The sequence below is a fragment of the Fervidicola ferrireducens genome (genome assembly GCF_001562425.1).
Lineage (GTDB): Bacteria > Bacillota > Thermosediminibacteria > Thermosediminibacterales > Thermosediminibacteraceae > Fervidicola > Fervidicola ferrireducens.
The window spans coordinates 1-15,676 of the sequence record NZ_LOED01000039.1; the positions used below are offsets into that span (position 1 = coordinate 1).

12 protein-coding genes and 3 pseudogenes are annotated in these 15,676 nt (G+C 40.6%); 3 read left to right on the forward strand and 12 right to left on the reverse strand.

Annotation, left to right across the window (positions count from 1 at the left end; translation table 11 throughout):
- Window positions 1–1,005 precede the first annotated feature (1,005 nt).
- The 6 genes from AN618_RS14185 to AN618_RS12825 form a co-directional block, all read right to left on the reverse strand.
- The gene (locus AN618_RS14185; RefSeq protein ID WP_157081722.1) at window positions 1,006–1,140 is read right to left on the reverse strand and encodes a sigma factor-like helix-turn-helix DNA-binding protein; all 135 of its coding nucleotides are present in this window, start codon (window positions 1,138–1,140) and stop codon (window positions 1,006–1,008) included.
- The gene (locus AN618_RS10765) at window positions 1,101–1,457 is read right to left on the reverse strand and encodes a sigma-70 RNA polymerase sigma factor region 4 domain-containing protein (RefSeq protein WP_066354926.1); all 357 of its coding nucleotides are present in this window, start codon (window positions 1,455–1,457) and stop codon (window positions 1,101–1,103) included. Before AN618_RS10765 ends, AN618_RS14185 begins: the two co-directional genes overlap by 40 nt.
- An 866-nt stretch (window positions 1,458–2,323) precedes the next feature.
- The gene (locus AN618_RS10770; protein ID WP_066354932.1) at window positions 2,324–3,115 is read right to left on the reverse strand and encodes an ABC transporter permease; all 792 of its coding nucleotides are present in this window, start codon (window positions 3,113–3,115) and stop codon (window positions 2,324–2,326) included.
- Window positions 3,099–3,899: an ABC transporter permease gene (locus tag AN618_RS10775; protein WP_066354937.1), complete on the reverse strand. Its 801-nt coding sequence runs from the start codon at window positions 3,897–3,899 to the stop codon at window positions 3,099–3,101. Before AN618_RS10775 ends, AN618_RS10770 begins: the two co-directional genes overlap by 17 nt.
- Window positions 3,880–4,878, reverse strand: coding sequence for an ABC transporter ATP-binding protein (locus AN618_RS10780; protein ID WP_066354944.1), 999 nt, complete (start codon window positions 4,876–4,878; stop codon window positions 3,880–3,882). The genes AN618_RS10775 and AN618_RS10780 overlap by 20 nt, the downstream gene beginning before the upstream one ends.
- Window positions 4,879–4,987: 109 nt before the next feature.
- The gene (locus AN618_RS12825; RefSeq protein ID WP_083515182.1) at window positions 4,988–6,178 is read right to left on the reverse strand and encodes an MFS transporter; all 1,191 of its coding nucleotides are present in this window, start codon (window positions 6,176–6,178) and stop codon (window positions 4,988–4,990) included.
- Between the two features lie 141 nt (window positions 6,179–6,319).
- Between AN618_RS12825 and AN618_RS13915 the strand changes: the two genes are divergently transcribed.
- From AN618_RS13915 to AN618_RS10800, 3 genes are all read left to right on the forward strand, one after another.
- Window positions 6,320–6,448, forward strand: a complete 129-nt coding sequence (locus AN618_RS13915; protein ID WP_281176840.1) for a hypothetical protein — start codon at window positions 6,320–6,322, stop codon at window positions 6,446–6,448.
- A gap of 675 nt (window positions 6,449–7,123) precedes the next feature.
- On the forward strand, window positions 7,124–7,504 hold the full coding sequence (locus AN618_RS10795; protein WP_066354947.1) for an ArsR/SmtB family transcription factor: 381 nt from the start codon (window positions 7,124–7,126) through the stop codon (window positions 7,502–7,504).
- A 1-nt stretch (window position 7,505) separates the two neighbouring features.
- Window positions 7,506–9,890: a heavy metal translocating P-type ATPase gene (locus tag AN618_RS10800; RefSeq protein WP_066354948.1), complete on the forward strand. Its 2,385-nt coding sequence runs from the start codon at window positions 7,506–7,508 to the stop codon at window positions 9,888–9,890.
- An 18-nt stretch (window positions 9,891–9,908) separates the two neighbouring features.
- Here the strand turns inward: AN618_RS10800 and AN618_RS10805 are convergent.
- The 6 genes and pseudogenes from AN618_RS10805 to AN618_RS10830 all read right to left on the reverse strand — a co-directional run.
- A pseudogene (locus AN618_RS10805) lies at window positions 9,909–10,235 on the reverse strand (secondary thiamine-phosphate synthase enzyme YjbQ); the annotation flags it as partial.
- Window positions 10,236–10,314: 79 nt separating this feature from the next.
- Window positions 10,315–11,046: an IS21-like element helper ATPase IstB gene (gene istB, locus AN618_RS10810; protein ID WP_066354951.1), complete on the reverse strand. Its 732-nt coding sequence runs from the start codon at window positions 11,044–11,046 to the stop codon at window positions 10,315–10,317.
- 39 nt (window positions 11,047–11,085) lie between these two features.
- Window positions 11,086–12,264 (reverse strand): annotated as a pseudogene (istA, locus tag AN618_RS10815) (IS21 family transposase); the annotation flags it as partial.
- Window positions 12,265–12,428: 164 nt separating this feature from the next.
- Window positions 12,429–13,351, reverse strand: a pseudogene (locus AN618_RS13795) (IS30 family transposase); the annotation flags it as partial.
- A 574-nt stretch (window positions 13,352–13,925) separates the two neighbouring features.
- Window positions 13,926–14,645 (reverse strand): SurA N-terminal domain-containing protein, encoded by a 720-nt coding sequence (locus AN618_RS10825; protein WP_066354958.1) that lies wholly within the window; start codon window positions 14,643–14,645, stop codon window positions 13,926–13,928.
- Between the two features lie 37 nt (window positions 14,646–14,682).
- Window positions 14,683–15,192, reverse strand: a complete 510-nt coding sequence (locus tag AN618_RS10830) for a hypothetical protein (RefSeq protein WP_066354960.1) — start codon at window positions 15,190–15,192, stop codon at window positions 14,683–14,685.
- Window positions 15,193–15,676 lie beyond the last annotated feature (484 nt).

The following is a 15,676-nucleotide window of genomic DNA, read 5'->3' on the forward strand; positions in this document are numbered from 1 at the left end:
TGGCCATCCCTTCATCTTTAGCTCCATTTAGAAAAAGGTGGTGCAAAATTTCAGAATCGATGGTAATATTATATTGAGCCATTTCTCATCCCTCCAGCTAGGTTTTTGTGTTGGCAATTTAATTCTAACCAGAGGGATGGGGGTGGCTCAATCCCTTTTTACACAATTATATGGACTTAACTTTATTCTCTTTGGCAAATCCGCTAGTTGATAAAACTAATATTAAAACTAATAAAATTGACATGATTTTTTTCCACATAGTTAACCCTCCCAACTTTCTTGTAAAGCATCAAGTCTTATAAAGGTAAGCTATTTTTTTCAAATGGCTCATCCAACGGAACCACCCTCTCTCCGTTAATTTAATATATAAAAGACATTAAAAATCGTCACTCCCTTTGAAAAATTTCTTTATTTTTAGAAGGATTTATGTAGTTTCGATTGAGCTAAAAGTTATTGGTATAATATTCTTGGTATTTATCACCAGATCCTATTAAAACTTTTGTATTACTTAGAATATACAAAAACAGTTTGTTTAAAATGAGACACAATATAACACTTGAAGAATTAATGGTAAGTTCAATTTTAAATTGTTATTCATGTATGTAATATTTCTAGTTTTAATATACTTAATTTAGACCTTAACTTTACAACTACAGCATTATCTGAAGAACATATTTAAATGAAATTACATCATTGGCATCACTTTCCTTTTCTATAAAATTTACTCCTATACATATAAAAGGACATTTGAAAATCAAAAACGCAACCCCAAAATATAACATTTTCAAAAATTATTTGTTCCCGAATTCACTGTTTTCTAATAGATTGATATTGTTTTATAATCTTTATCAACCACTCAATTAAATCCCGACTTGCCTCATCTAAATCATACCCCATTGACTTACTGTATTTAGCCACCAGCGGATATATCTGTAATATCAGTTTTTCTTCTGCTTCCTGGTCCCCTTCTTGAGTTTTTTTACCAGGCTTATCATCATGTTCTTCTCATAAACAGTCATAATAATCCCCCTCATCTAAAGCTCTCTTCATTTTTTCGAGCGCTCTGGGTTTTAATTTACTGACAGCCTGGCGGGATATTCCTAGTTTCCTGGCAATTTCGGTTTCCGTAACCCTTGTAATACCTCATATTTTATCACCACTCGCTGTTTTTCGGTGAGAGGCAATAAAAGCTCTTCAATAAAAAGATTGCTGCAGACTGTATCTGCTACATCTATATTTTTATCTTCTATACGGTCGATTACATCCTCTTCACTATCATCATTAACCGGTGAATTCAGAATTAATAATTCTTTTTGTCGGCTTTTTCTGTGTTTGATGGAGAGGCGCAGAGCAGCGTATTTTAGAGATTTTTCAAGCCACTTTATAAAGTAGGCTTCTTGTTGTTCAATGTTACATTTTGCCCCTTTATTAAACCCCCCAGGGTTGAACGTTCTCAAAGTGCTGGAGTAGTTTGCAGGCACTTACAAAGATCGAACATATTCGTGTGCCGCAGTTATATGCTTTGGATTAAGACTGCTCACCATGTATCTAAACTTTTTAAAGTTGCATCATCAAGTTTGTTACGTCTGTATAACTCCGCAGCATAATCAAAGTTTCTAATTTTGTCAATGACCTAAAGGGAAACCCCATTTTTTGTAATTCTGAATCAGATCTATTTTTTAATTGTTTTAGCATTAAAAAAATATTCGTTTATAGATCATTGGATCCCTTTATCAGGTTTATTGCTTTCTGGTATGTAAAAGCGTTACAAAAAACTTTACTATCATCATTGAATATTATATTTCTACAACTTTTTATACACTTTCACTTTAGCTTACCAAGATCTTCCATGATTTTTTAAAATTCTAATTCTTTTATTGCCAATCTATCTTACATAGCTTATCCGACACCTCTCCTAAATCTACCGAAAGTTAAATTTTTCTTTGCTATTATTTTACCATATTTTTTATCTATATTCAAATTTCTGGGAATTTAAATTACTTTTTTGAGAATGAAAATACAGTTGGTATGAAATTTTGTAATATTATATCTAATATAGTTCGCAGCATAATAAAAAACATTTTTTCTATTAAGCTCTTGAGGTAAGTAGCAATTATAAAAAGATATCCTAATATACAAAAAAATGCAATACACAACTCTAATTTGGGATTTTTTATCTTATAAAGCTAAGGAGAATCTTCTGTCATAATTTTGATTATTAAGCCCAAATTAGTAGTAAGAACAGGTTTTTCAAGGTTCCAAACAATCCCTGAAGACCATATAAACCAAAGGTTACTGCTAACACAACAATTAGCTCGCCATATCAATCCGCCCTCAGGACGAACGTATTGCCGGTTTCGAAGTATTTAAGGCCCCGTGAAAAGACGACGCAACCGATGACGTTCAGGAGTATCCCGAATCCCAGACTCCCCAGTATCCATAAGTAAGCCCGGTTATATATCACCTGAACGGGAACGTAAGAGATGAAACCCGCCGGGATTACAGTAAATATTATCCATTTGGCCGCTCCTCTGAATATCCAGTTCGGGTACGTGCTGAAGGTGATAAGGGCGTTGTATAATTCCGTGCCGATACCATCGGCGGACTTGAGGAAAAAGCCAAGAGAACCCAGGATGAGGAGAAAGCCGTGGATGATTGCAGCCGAGATCACCGACATCAGCAAGAATAATAAAATCGCCGGCAATTCAGGTTTCAGTATTATAAAGCTGATAAACCATATGGCGGCTTCCAGCAAATCTATAAGCTGCATTCTGGCGACCAGGAGGTGAAAGAGTGCATTTTTAGGTCTTACAAGGTAGTACTCCAGCTTGCCCTCATTGATAATTGCAGGGATCTTGTAAACATTATAGAAAACGCTGACCAACGTCAGAGCAACGTTCAGAACGGCCCAAATGGTGAATAAATGGACGAACTGCCATTCGGAAATATTGGGGAACCTCTTGAAAAACACCCACCAGAAGACCAGCCAGATGGCACTGTTTAAGAGGGAGCCAAAAAGGGCTATAAGGCTGCTCACCTTGTATTCCAGAAGCCCTTTCGCGTTAATGTATAAGTAGCCCAGGAACAGCCCCAAGTATTTACCCACCGTTGACATCCAGGCGTTTCACCCCCATCCGGTATATCGACATCCCGATAAGGAACAGCAAAACGCATATAAAAATTTGTCCCGCCATAAGGCTCAAAGCTTGACTAATGTCACAATTTACAAATAATTTTGCAGGAGCATATACCATAAACCGGAACGGAAGCCACTCCGACAGTTTACGGAGAAAAGGCGGAAACAAAGTAATGGGTACTATCATTCCCCCAAGCAGCATCTGCAGCCTGGAATACACCAGGAAAAAGGGCGATACATCCTCCACCCAGAAAGCTAGGAACCCGATGGTAATCATTCCAATAAGATCTGCCATCATCGCGAGGGCTACTGTTACCGTAAGAAAAGGTAGTATGGACAAGTCGGGAAAGTAAGGTCTTACCATAACCGTCATCACGGCATAACCCACCGTAAGGGTTGATATAAACCGCACCATCCGCTCCCCGAAGCTAACGCTCAACTGAAACAAAAGATAATTGTAAGGCCGGGCGAGGGCGTAGCTGACGGCCCCTGTTCTTATATCCTCTTCCACTTTTAGATGCACCCTGGGGCGCGAAATAACGATGGACTCGGTGAAAACAAGGTACCAAAGCATTTGTCTGAGGTCAAATCCGGCGATAATTTCAGCGCCGGAGCGGCTGTAGGTGACCGTCCATAAATTGACGAAAACGAACAGGATAACCACCAGAAACCCCGACCTGAAGATCACCTCGGAAGCATAACCCAGATAATTCTTTGCGCTCAAAGCGGCGGCAGCTAAGTATTTATCCATCGATTTGAGCATTCTGCTCCGCCTCCCGCCCCGCCGGATCACCCGAAAGGTAGATATGCTGGATTATCGATTCCAGGGGTGGATCCTGAATGGTTATGTCCCGGACCGAATTTTGCGCAACTATCCGGCTCACCACTTCGTTTGCGTCCTGTACCTTTAAATTGACCTCCAGTTTGACCACCGGCCCGCTTCGTTCGATCACACTGACCCCCGGCGGCAGGTCCAGATCGGCGTGTTGTCCGGCAAATTCGATTTCGATGATCTTGGTGTGGAAAAAGTTCTTCCTCATCTCCCTGATATTCGACTCCAGCACGATTCTGCCCTCGTTTAGAACTATGACATCCTCGCATAGGCGCTCGATGTCGCCGGTGTCGTGGGATGTTAGAATTATGGTCACGTTTTTACGCTGGTTAAGGTCCTTTAAAATATCTATCACCATGGACCTAGCCACCACGTCCAGGCCGATAGTCGGTTCGTCCAGAAACAGTATCTTGGGATTATGGATGAGAGCTGCGGCAATCTCGCAGCGCATGCGCTGCCCCAGGGAAAGCTTGCGCACCGGTTGGTAGAGGAAGGAGCTAAGATCGAAAAGCTCGACCAGCTCCTTCATTCGCTTTTTCAGCTCTACCCGGTCTATGTCGTATATCCTTCCCAGCAAAAGAAAGGTATCGATGGGAGGCAGGTGGTACCATAATTGGGACCTCTGCCCGAATACGGAGGAAATATGGTACGCTAATTTGCTTCGGTCTTTAAAAGGGTCCATGCCGAGAACCCTTATGCTGCCTCGGGTGGGGCTTAAAATTCCGCAAAGCAGCTTTATCAACGTGGATTTACCCGCCCCATTCGGCCCGATCAGCGCGAGAGCCCGCCCGGGCTCCACTCGGAATGAGACGTCTTTTACCGCCTCTATCACCTGCCGCTCTCGACGCGTCCATCCCTTTATCTTCCAGAGGGTATACTGTTTTGAAACGTGATTGACATCGATACACAAGTGTCCTCACCTATCCTTATGCGTAAGAGCATGTGGGAAGATTACGGAAAATGACCAACCTGAAATGAAATTTTACATTATTTTATCGCAAGGTAATTTTCTGTCAATATTAAATTTTAATATCCGTTTCTTTTAATTTCTTCGCCTTTAAAAGAGAAATAACGGCAATCAGGCATAAGAAACTCAGCGACATTACTAGATATGTAAAATATATACCCCATCTATCCGTCAAAAAACCCAGCAGAGGGGCGAAAGCAGCGATAAAAAGGCCCATCAACAAATTGTGAAAAGAGAGTATTGTGGCACGTATTTCAGAAATAATGTACTCATTCAAGCGTCTGAAGATATAAGGGGAGGATATACCTCTAATTGCATGGAATGCTAAAAGCAAAGGCAAGCCGAAATACAAAGATTTAATTTGACTCATCAATATTAGAAACAGGAATAATGCTATAGATATATAAAGCTGGCCTTCATTTTTAAATAAATCAGTCACCCGCCTGCTTTTTCTGGAAAAGAATCCTGTAATCAAATTGAAGATACATACCAGCACTCCGAAGTACTGCGGCGGCACTTTATTGAAATATAAATATGTTTGTTCGATGCCTCTGGCTAGATATATAAAGGATAGAACCACACTAGAAAAGAGGAATAGGAATAATATGTCGGTGTTTTTAAATATAAATTTTCCGCTCTCTTTGATAATTTGAGAATAGGACAATTTCCCTTCTGGCTTTTTCGTATCTATATTTATATTTGTCAGGCTAAGCGCCAACAATGATGCGAATATTAGGAATATAAAGGTTAGATATAAAGGATAATAGATGCTTTTCGTATATATAAAACCGGCTGTCAGATAAATAATCGCCATAGAATAAAGAATCCAGGACCTTATGCTGCCGTCAATTTGTTGAAACTTATCTCTCATATTATTTTCATTTAAAAAGTCATACAAATAAGCATTATCCGCACCCGATATAAAAGTAGCTCCAATCGAAAATATCACTATCCCGGCAACAAAGAATAGATAATTTTGACCGATTATAAGAAATATGACTGCAATTGCTTGCAAAAATGCTCCAAAAAATAAACTGTATTTTCTGCCAAACTTATCCGCTACAGCGCCACCCGGAACCTCGAAGAAAGTTATGGTTAGAGCTGAAAAGGTCTCCAAGAACATTATTTGGGTAACGTTCAAACCGTGTGCGAACAAATAAAGTGTAATAATAGCATCCATAAATAACGCCTTCGTAAAAACACTGTACATGGTGAATTTCATTATGTTTCTTTCAATCCTCATTTAATACCCCCTTATGTTAAAGATTGGTTTTTTAATTTCGGCACAAATCTGTAAATTCCTTTTTTAGGTAAGGGAAATTTTATCACAGATTGTTTTTTTCACGTAAATACGTGATATACTGAAATCGAGGAGGTGGGCTTCTTGGAAAGAAAAAAAGAAGATCCTTACGCCGAAGCAAAGTTAATGCACACCGCGCTGCTCGAAAAAGGTTTTGATATGGGTAGCCGTGGCCAGATCAAATGGCAGAGGGATGAGCTTCATGAAAGATAATCGAAAATGGCAGTTTGTCGATACAAATGTCCTAGTAATGCCCACGACATTTCGGCCGGCCTGAAGCACGAGCGGGCTAAAAACCTTATCAAGGAGATTTAAATCACGGTCATGTATGCGAAGGGATTAAAATTTTAAACCCGTTTATAACAGATTAAATGTGCCCATAAAATACTAGTTCGAAGGTTTTTTTTTGAGCGCACTAAATTAATAGAGCTAAGTCCAATTTTTTTGTGTGTTTTTATCACCACCTATTGGCCTATTTTACCTCCTCCGGTCCTTTAGGTGTCAATGATACACTATCACCGGGCTTTCCCGCCCTTGACAGCAGTGGCCTCAGACGGTGCGGCTAGCTGATTCACGGTTAGAGAATAGCAATAGGGTCCAGGTTGTTGCAAAGCTCAGAAATTGGAGATTTTGAAAATTCGATAACGTAAGGCTTACGTTCTACGGAGCTTGGGAACTCTCAATGTAATGGTGTCGTCTCGGGTAACTAAATTTTTTTTAAATAGTAGCCGTTACGGTAGGCTTGTAGTCCACTATTATACATCTATATTAACACTTGAACAATTATTTATATTTATATTGACATCATTAAATTTGCAGCATATAATAAAAATGTAATATATAAATAGTTATTCAATTGTTTATTTAATATACGAAAGGGGTGAAAAAATGAAAGAAAGAGACGAATTGGATAGATGTGACTGCAACGTTATCCATGAGGATGTTGTAAATGCCGTAAGGGAAAAAATGCCGTCGGAAGAAAACCTTTACGACCTTGCAGAGCTTTTTAAGGTTTTTGGTGATACCACCAGGGTCAAGATACTTTGGGCTTTAGATGAAGCAGAAATGTGTGTTTGTGATTTAGCAGTCCTCCTGAATATGACTCAATCTGCAATATCCCATCAGTTACGGGTATTAAAGCAGGCAAGGCTGGTGAAATATAGAAAAGAGGGTAAAATCGTGTATTACTCGCTGGACGATGAACATATAAAGAACATATTCGACCAGGGGTTAATCCACATAAACGAAAAGCATTGGAGGGGGGTATAAAATGAGTAAAGAGACAACAATGGAGCTAATCCTTGAAGGATTGGAATGTGCAAACTGTGCTATGAAAATTGAAGCGAAGGTGAATGAACTAAAGGGTGTGAAGCAAGCAAGCCTAAACTTTGCTACGAAAGTATTATCCATTGAAGTGGATAATACAATTGACGCCAACGATATTTTTTCTTTGGTGAACAAAATAGTGAAAGATATTGAGCCAGACGTCATCGTTAAGGAAAAGAATATTACACGCTCAACCGAAAAAACGCTTATACTAATGGGGTTAGACTGTGTAAACTGTGCAGGAAAGATTGAAGCTGAAACGAGGAAAATTGCAGGGGTAAAGTCGGCAAGCCTGGATTTTATATCTAAAAAACTGCGATTGGAAGTTGAAAACAAGCATGAGTTAGACAGGATTATAAGCCATATAAAAAGGCTTGTCAAAGAAATTGAGCCAGAGGTTGAGGTTGTAGACGAAGAGGAACATGACATAAAGTGCGCCTGTGAGGATGATAGAAGTAACGCAGCTTCAAACATTGAAGCAAATAACAAGAAGTGGGCCGTGCGATTGGGAATATCGGCAGCATTTTTTGCCGCTGCCCTTCTGATTGAATTTCCTTACTGGGTTGAATTTTCGCTCTTTCTAATCAGCTATATCCTATCAGGCGGCGAAGTAGTGCTAAGAGCCGTTAAAAACATTACAAAAGGACAGGTGTTCGACGAAAATTTCTTACTGACCATTGCTACGATAGGTGCATTTATCATTCAGGAATTCCCCGAAGGTGTAGCTGTTATGCTGTTCTTCCAAGTCGGTATGTTCTTACAGAATATAGCTGTAAATCGTTCCAGAAAGTCTATTGCAGCACTTTTGGATATTCGTCCCGATTTTGCTAACCTAAAAGTGGGCGATGAAATTAAGAAAGTATCGCCCAAAGATGTTAAAGTTGGCGATATTATAGTAGTTAAGCCTGGTGAAAAAATACCTCTGGACGGTAAGATCATTGATGGAAGGTCAATGGTAGATACCTCCGCATTAACTGGCGAGTCTGTACCAAGAGAGGTCGAAGTCGGAAATGACGTTTTAGCAGGCTTTATCAATATAAACGGTCTTTTGACGATTGAAGTTTCCAAAGAGTTTGGTGAGTCTACCGTATCAAAAATACTTGATTTGGTACAGAATGCAAGCAGCAGGAAAGCCCCGACCGAAAACTTCATTACTAAATTTGCAAGGCGCTATACTCCTGTTGTGACGATGGCAGCAGCACTTATCGCTATCGTCCCCCCTCTTATTGTCCCAGGTGCTACCTTTACAGATTGGCTTTACAGGGCATTGGTATTTTTGGTAATCTCCTGCCCTTGTGCGTTGGTCGTTTCAATCCCGCTGGGTTTCTTTGGGGGTATCGGTGGAGCATCGAAAAATGGTGTGCTTGTGAAGGGCAGTAATTATCTTGAAGCGTTAAATGATGTTGACACGGTTGTATTTGATAAAACTGGTACTTTGACAAAGGGTGTGTTTAAGGTAACACAGATAAACCCGCAAGGCAATGTTTCAAAGGACGAACTATTGGAATACGCCGCTTTTGCCGAAAGCTTTTCAAACCACCCTATCGCCCTTTCGATTTTGAAGGCCTATGGTAAGGAAGTAGATAAAAATGAGATTGAAAATTATGAAGAAATTTCAGGTCACGGAATAAAGGCTAAGGTAAAAGGAAAGACAGTCCTTGTAGGAAATGCAAAGCTTATGGCAAGGGAAAATATCGCCTATGTTAATACCGACGCTGTAGGAACAACCGTACACGTAGCGATAGACGGAGTATATGCTGGATTTATAGTAATTTCCGATGAAGTAAAAGAGGATTCTGCCAATGCCGTGAAAGGCTTAAAAAGTATCGGAGTAAGAAGGCTTGTCATGCTTACGGGTGACAGTAAAGCAGTAGCAGAAAAAATTGGCAAGCAGTTAGGGCTTGATGAAGTCTATGCCGAACTTCTCCCAGACCAAAAGGTCGAAAAGCTTGAAATGCTGGAAAAGCAAAAGTCGCCTAAAGGAAAGCTTGTATTCGTTGGGGATGGCATCAACGACGCCCCCGTGTTAGCCCGTGCGGATGTCGGCGTAGCAATGGGCGGTTTAGGCTCTGACGCAGCAATTGAAGCTGCCGACGTCGTACTAATGACCGACGAACCTTCAAAGCTTGTAACTGCTATAAAGATTGCCAAAAGGACACGCCGTATTGTATGGCAGAACATTATATTTTCATTGGGTGTAAAGATTATCGTACTGGCGTTAGGTGCTGGTGGTATCGCAACCATGTGGGAAGCGGTATTTGCCGATGTAGGCGTTGCACTTATTGCAATAGTCAATGCAATGCGTGCAATGAAAGTAGATAGAATTTGATATTATTTTTTGATTTTATCAAGCCCATATTTTTTTCGCAACATCTCCAGAGTCAGACTGCTGCATAGTTTTGGAATTCAGGCACTTTACAAATACCTTCCTCTTCCTTGGTCCGTCGAATTCGCAGAAAAGCACGCCCTGCCAGGTGCCCAAAACGAGCCTTCCGTCTTCGATGGCCAGCAACACCGAGCTTCCCACGAGTGATGCCTTTATGTGGGCATCGGAATTTCCTTCCACGTGCCTGTAGTCGCCTTTTTGCGGGACCAGCAGGTTCATGGAGTTTATTATATCTGTTTTCACATCGTCATCGGCGTTTTCGTTAATTGTCACCCCTGCCGTGGTATGGGTACGAATGTTTTTTGCAAGATGAAATTCCCCGTTTTTGCAAAGATTTTTCCCCAGACACCGGTGGGGAATTTTTATGTTAACTTAATTGCCTCATGAGTGATTGCCTCATCCAGTAGCTTTGACCATCAAAGATCAACAGGTAACTGTGATGTATCAGCCGGTCAATCATTGCTGCTGTCATCTGCTCATCGTAGAAAATGCTCGCCCAGCGGCTGAATTCCAGGTTAGTGGTAATTACTACACTGCGACGTTCATAGCAGTCTGAAATCACCTGAAACAGTAGCTGCGCCCCTTCGCGGTCCAAAGGAACATAGCCCCATTCGTCGCAGATCAGAAGATCTGGTTTGGAAAGCTGTTTTAGTAACCCGGAAAGTTCACCTCCCTTCCGGGCTTCTACCAGCCGGTTTACCAGTGCTGCAGTGCGGAAAAATTTTACGTTGAATCCCTTTTTACAGGCCTCCACACCGATAGCTGTGGCAAGATGGGTTTTGCCGGTCCCCACGTTGCCGTAAAGGATCAGGTTTTTCTTTTCTTCGAGAAATTTGCAATCTTTTAGGTCCTGCGGTGTAAGCCCCTGCGGGAGTTTGATTTCATCGAATATGTAGCCGGCAAAGGTCTTTATCGTGTAAGAACCTGCATTTTTCAAAAGCCTGTCCTTTCGGCTTGCGTCTCTATGCTCCAGTTCTAATCTTAGCAGCTTCAGCAGGTATTCTTCATGGCTTTGAGCCTCGATCTTGTCGCAGTTTTCCACTAGATTGCGGCTGAGTTTTAATGCTTTACAGCAGGCGGCGATTTCGTCCTTCAGCATAAATTGGCACCGCCTTTCAGAAAGGCTTTGTCATAGTCCGCTGTCTAAATCCTGCACTCCGTAAAGGAGAGCTTCGGCTACGGCATTCACGGCCTGTTCAAAACTGCTTTTGGCACAAAGCAAAGCAATAGCCTTGAGCGCTTTGCCGCGCTCGCTTTTGCTTAAGCCGTCGAGGTATTCCCGGAGTGGGTCCGGCAGCATGCTGTATATTCCCGAATACTTAAGGGCTCCAGGACAGCGGGAAAGCTGAGTGAGGTAGGGTAGCCAATCCATGCTTTCTTGCTTGTTGTCCTCGTAAAGCCGCTGGTGGCGTACGATTTCCCGGTGGCTTTCATCCAGCGGTATGACCTCATGGGCTGTTATCTTTACCAGCACCCGGCTGTTGGCGTATTTGGGGGCGGTAGAGTAGAGGTGCTTTCCACCGTTCAAGCTGAATTTGGCGTAGGCGTTGGTTTTGACTGTTATGTAACCGGCTACCTCGTAAGGAACGGTAGGCAGATCAAGCAGAGCCTTACGGTCTTCATTAAAAAGTTCGGCTTCAAAACCATAGTGCTGCTTGAACCTTAGGAAGGCGTCGGTTAGTTTGCGCTCACCATTCTTCAAGAATTTCACAATAGTGCTGGCGTTATCAAACCATAGCTTACGGGGTACTCCACCAATATGTTCAAATATGTCCTTCAGTCCCTGAAACAGGCATTCCTGGTTTTCTCCCTTGAAAAGCTGGGTATATCCTACGTTACTAAAGGGAAACGACAGGTTCAGATAAAAGCCGCGATATAGCGTCCCGTTTTCGTAAAAGTCTGCCTCACAGAAATCCACCTGCGCTTCACCCGGGATATGTTCCAGCGGGAAACGGCAGGAGTTGTCCTGGTACAATTCTTTTTTTCTCATGGCTACGTAGCCTGCTACGGTGCGGTAAGAACAGTTAAACTTATCTTGATATTTTTCACAGAGCCTGTCGTAAATCCTTTTCGCGGTATGCCTCTGCTTTTTGCGAGCTTTTTTATCTTCTTCAAGCCACTGATCTATATCCGCCTTGAAAGGGTCGAGTTTTGGGAAGGTATGTTTAACTTCTTCAACTTTAACCCTGGTGTTCCAGTCTTCTTGATAGATATACTTGCGTATTGTTTTTCGGTCTTTTTGGAACTCCCGGGCTATCTCGCTGATATTTTGCCCTTTCATAAAGAATGCTTTTCTTATATCATCAATTTGGGTCATTGTGAGCATCCTCCATTCCTCCCTTGCAGTTAAGTTGTCCCTAACTACAAGGGTAAAGGTTTTTAGGGGTGCCTGCAATGACCTTTGCAAATTTGGGGATTTTTGAGTTGCAAAAGTGGGGATTTTATTTTGCAACTCTGTCCATTTTAATTATGCAATAAACACGATAATTCCTTGATAGCTGTTCCCTTAGGAATTAACCGCCTGATTAGGCCATTGTGCCGCTCATTGGTGGCCCGTTCCCAGGCAGAGTAGGGATGAGTATAATAAATATCAATTCCGTGGACATTCAAATTAGCAAACTCGCTACCGTTATCCGCAGTAATGCTTTTAAACACTCGGGAAAAGATAGAGCCATACTGAGTTTTTAGGCGTTTTAACGCTTCATCCACTGCCTCATCAGTTTTGTTTGCCAATGGGAAAAGCAGGTGATAGCAAGTTTTTCTTTCCGTTAGGGGTCAGCAGAACATGGTCGCTAGAGCGTTTCCCAAGGACAGTATCGATTTCCCAGTGGCCGAATTCCTCACGCTTTTCGATGCTGTCAGGCCGTTCGCTAATACTCTTGCCGTAAAGACGCTTGTGATTTCGAGAAGCGTTCTTCTTTGGTTTACGTCTGGTTTTTATGAAAAGGGATATTGCGAACTTTAAGCAAGCAGCGGTCGATGTAATTGTAGAGGGTTTTGGTGCAAACCATGGATGAAGGGTCAAAGATTTTTTCCCGGCGAGCAGTTCCTACCACAGCATCAGGTGACCATTTATCCTTTAGTATCTTTTGTTCGGCATATCGGAGAAAGGAATCGACTTGGAGAACTTTGCTTTTCCTGCCGCAGGCAGAGCGGTTCTTTTCATACACCGCCTGACCGGTTTCCGGGAAGTAAGCACTGTATGTAGTTAGATCTGTGCGGAGTTGAGTCGTTGTACCACGCTTGATTTCGCGGTAAATAGTACTGCGATGACGTCCGAGTTTTTTAGCGATTTGAGTTGGCGAGAAACCTTCTTTAAGCAGGGCACAAATTTTACCTCTTTCATAGGGTGTAAGGTGTTTAAAAGTGCGTGGTGATGTGGTATACTCTTTAGTAAGAACCATAGCTGAAACCCTCCATATGTGTTAGTTTTTTGCCAACCAACATCATATCGGGTTTCACGCTATGGTTCAACTTTTTTTTACTGTCGCATTTAATTTTACAATTAACCGGGGAAAAATCTTTGCAAAAATGGGGAATTTCCTCTTGCAAAAAACAGCTTTTTGATCCCTCTTCCGAATGATTATTCGATACATGCCAACTTTTTCCTTTAACTTTCGTGAAAAAGATATAGCCCCGGGAAAATTCCAGGGCTAAATTGTTGCCCGCATAAAAAGCAAAGGGCCGCCTTCTAAGTATCGTTGTTCAGCTGAAGCTCTCTATACTTCTACTCCTTTTCGAACTGTACTATGAGCTTCCCTTTACGTTCGGAAACCTGCACGTCGAAAAGCTTCAGCGCGCAGAGCTCCGATACCTGGATGCCGGTGTTGGAGAGCAGCTCTGGTCAATTTCTTTTTTTGGCTCTGGAATATTTATCAGCGGTGACATTTTGCAATTTTAATCATGAAAAAGCCCCCTTATTCAGACCACCAGAGTCTTTTAGGGGGGTAATCAGTAAAATTCTTTAATTTTCATATTTTATTTAAACAATTTTTCATTATTAAAGCCGTTTAATTTTTCTTTGTAATTTTGGTTGATTTGTATGTTGGCTCTTTCCATTAAATTATTTTTGAAGTCTTTTACGTATTTTATATGTTTTTGGTAAATGTTCTCATCATACTTATCGGACATTTTAGGTATTTCACCTTTTTGTATTCCTTGCTCTATTATAAAGTCTTCGAGCTTTTTCAATGTTAATAAAAGCTTAACTTTTTCATACTCATACTCATTCCAGTATTCTTCTAGAGTCATTCCAGCATTTTCACAGAATATCTTCACATACTTATTTAGGTCTTCATCTTCTTTTTCTCTTTTTATAAAATCAAAGATTTCCTCGTCGCTTACATATATGTTATTTTTCTCGGCAAAATCTAATAATATTTTTTTCCGAACAATTTCAGTAAAGGAATTTAAAAATTCATTCTCTCTGTTTCCATAGGCTATTTCTTTTAAACCTTTTCTATATTCTACCTCATTTTTATAAATTGGAATATCACCATTGACTAATGCTATTACCTCTTTACCTTGTAGCATTCTCAACTCTTTATTTTCTTTCTCATAACTCCCAACTTTTTTAAGTAATGCTGCTAATTCATCTTCTTTAGCCATAGTATTAGTGGTACTATCATAAGTAATACTGAAAGCTGCTAATACTATCAACAATATTACAACTAGAATTAGAGATTTTTTCTTTTTCATAAAAAATCACCTCATTTTAGTTTCAACTTAATATTTATTAATATTCAAATGAAACATAGTAGGTCCCTGACCCAGGAATCCAATCTTCAAGAAGAAAGAGCGTTACATGAGTTGCAGTTGCACTATCAGACTTGTCCACCCAACCCATATTCATGTCAGATTCTAAACCATAATACCAAATTGTATCGGGACTAATAATAGCAGTATATTGATCAAAATATTCTGGTGAAAGACTATCGATTTCCTCACCATCCACCTCTGCATTTACTTCCATAAATATTGCCATACCATTACCAACCTCATCTGGAAATACATATGGTGACGGTCTCCAAGCTGATACTCGGTGATATGGCAGCCACTTCAAACTTTCACCATAATAAACGTCTGCTACGTATTCAGTATAAAAAACATGCGGTTTTAACCCCCAATCTGCATGCCAAGCTGTGTGGCGATGTAACTTTTGAACCTCATAATCATATGCAAAAACTGTATTCGTCAAAATCAAAAGAAACACTATAGTTAATAAAAAAATCCTTTTTTTTATCACAACATTCTACCCCCTATCTTACTTTTTTGAGTTAACTAAACAAATTTCATAAAATCCTTATTTTTCGCTGAAATTGGGTTGTTTCAATGTTATTTCTAGAAGAAAGATTATTGAGGCGAAACAAGACTGCCTAGCACAACTGAGGAATTAAGTTGTCCACAAATGCTTTATGGATACTTTCGACTATCCTATCATGTCTCTCGGGGTCAAAGCCCCTCATTACATCCCTTCGTTCTGCCTTTGGGGGTAAACCGGAGAGCTTTTTCAGTATGCTTACTTTTATGGGAATGGTAGAGCTTCCTCACCTCATTAGCTAACTCACTTTGAGCTTTCTAGCTGGTTTATTTGCATCATGCGATATTCCTCAAGGATTGGATCATAAATTTTGGCAGTGTAAAATTTAAGTAGGTAGGAAAAGAAGGGAAAAGGCATAGAAACGTAGAAAAAAAGACCTCGCCACCCCAAACAACACCAAATCATAAAA

What these genes read in the sequence shown, in the direction of transcription:
- AN618_RS12825 (WP_083515182.1), bottom strand. Translation starts at nt 6,178, where the DNA reads ATGAGGATTGAAAGAAACATAATGAAATTCACCATGTACAGTGTTTTT.
- AN618_RS10800 (WP_066354948.1), top strand. Translation starts at nt 7,506, where the DNA reads ATGAGTAAAGAGACAACAATGGAGCTAATCCTTGAAGGATTGGAATGT.
- AN618_RS10775 (WP_066354937.1), bottom strand. Translation starts at nt 3,899, where the DNA reads ATGCTCAAATCGATGGATAAATACTTAGCTGCCGCCGCTTTGAGCGCA.
- AN618_RS10770 (WP_066354932.1), bottom strand. Translation starts at nt 3,115, where the DNA reads ATGTCAACGGTGGGTAAATACTTGGGGCTGTTCCTGGGCTACTTATAC.
- AN618_RS10825 (WP_066354958.1), bottom strand. Translation starts at nt 14,645, where the DNA reads ATGAAAAAGAAAAAATCTCTAATTCTAGTTGTAATATTGTTGATAGTA.
- AN618_RS10795 (WP_066354947.1), top strand. Translation starts at nt 7,124, where the DNA reads ATGAAAGAAAGAGACGAATTGGATAGATGTGACTGCAACGTTATCCAT.
- istB (WP_066354951.1), bottom strand. Translation starts at nt 11,046, where the DNA reads ATGCTGAAGGACGAAATCGCCGCCTGCTGTAAAGCATTAAAACTCAGC.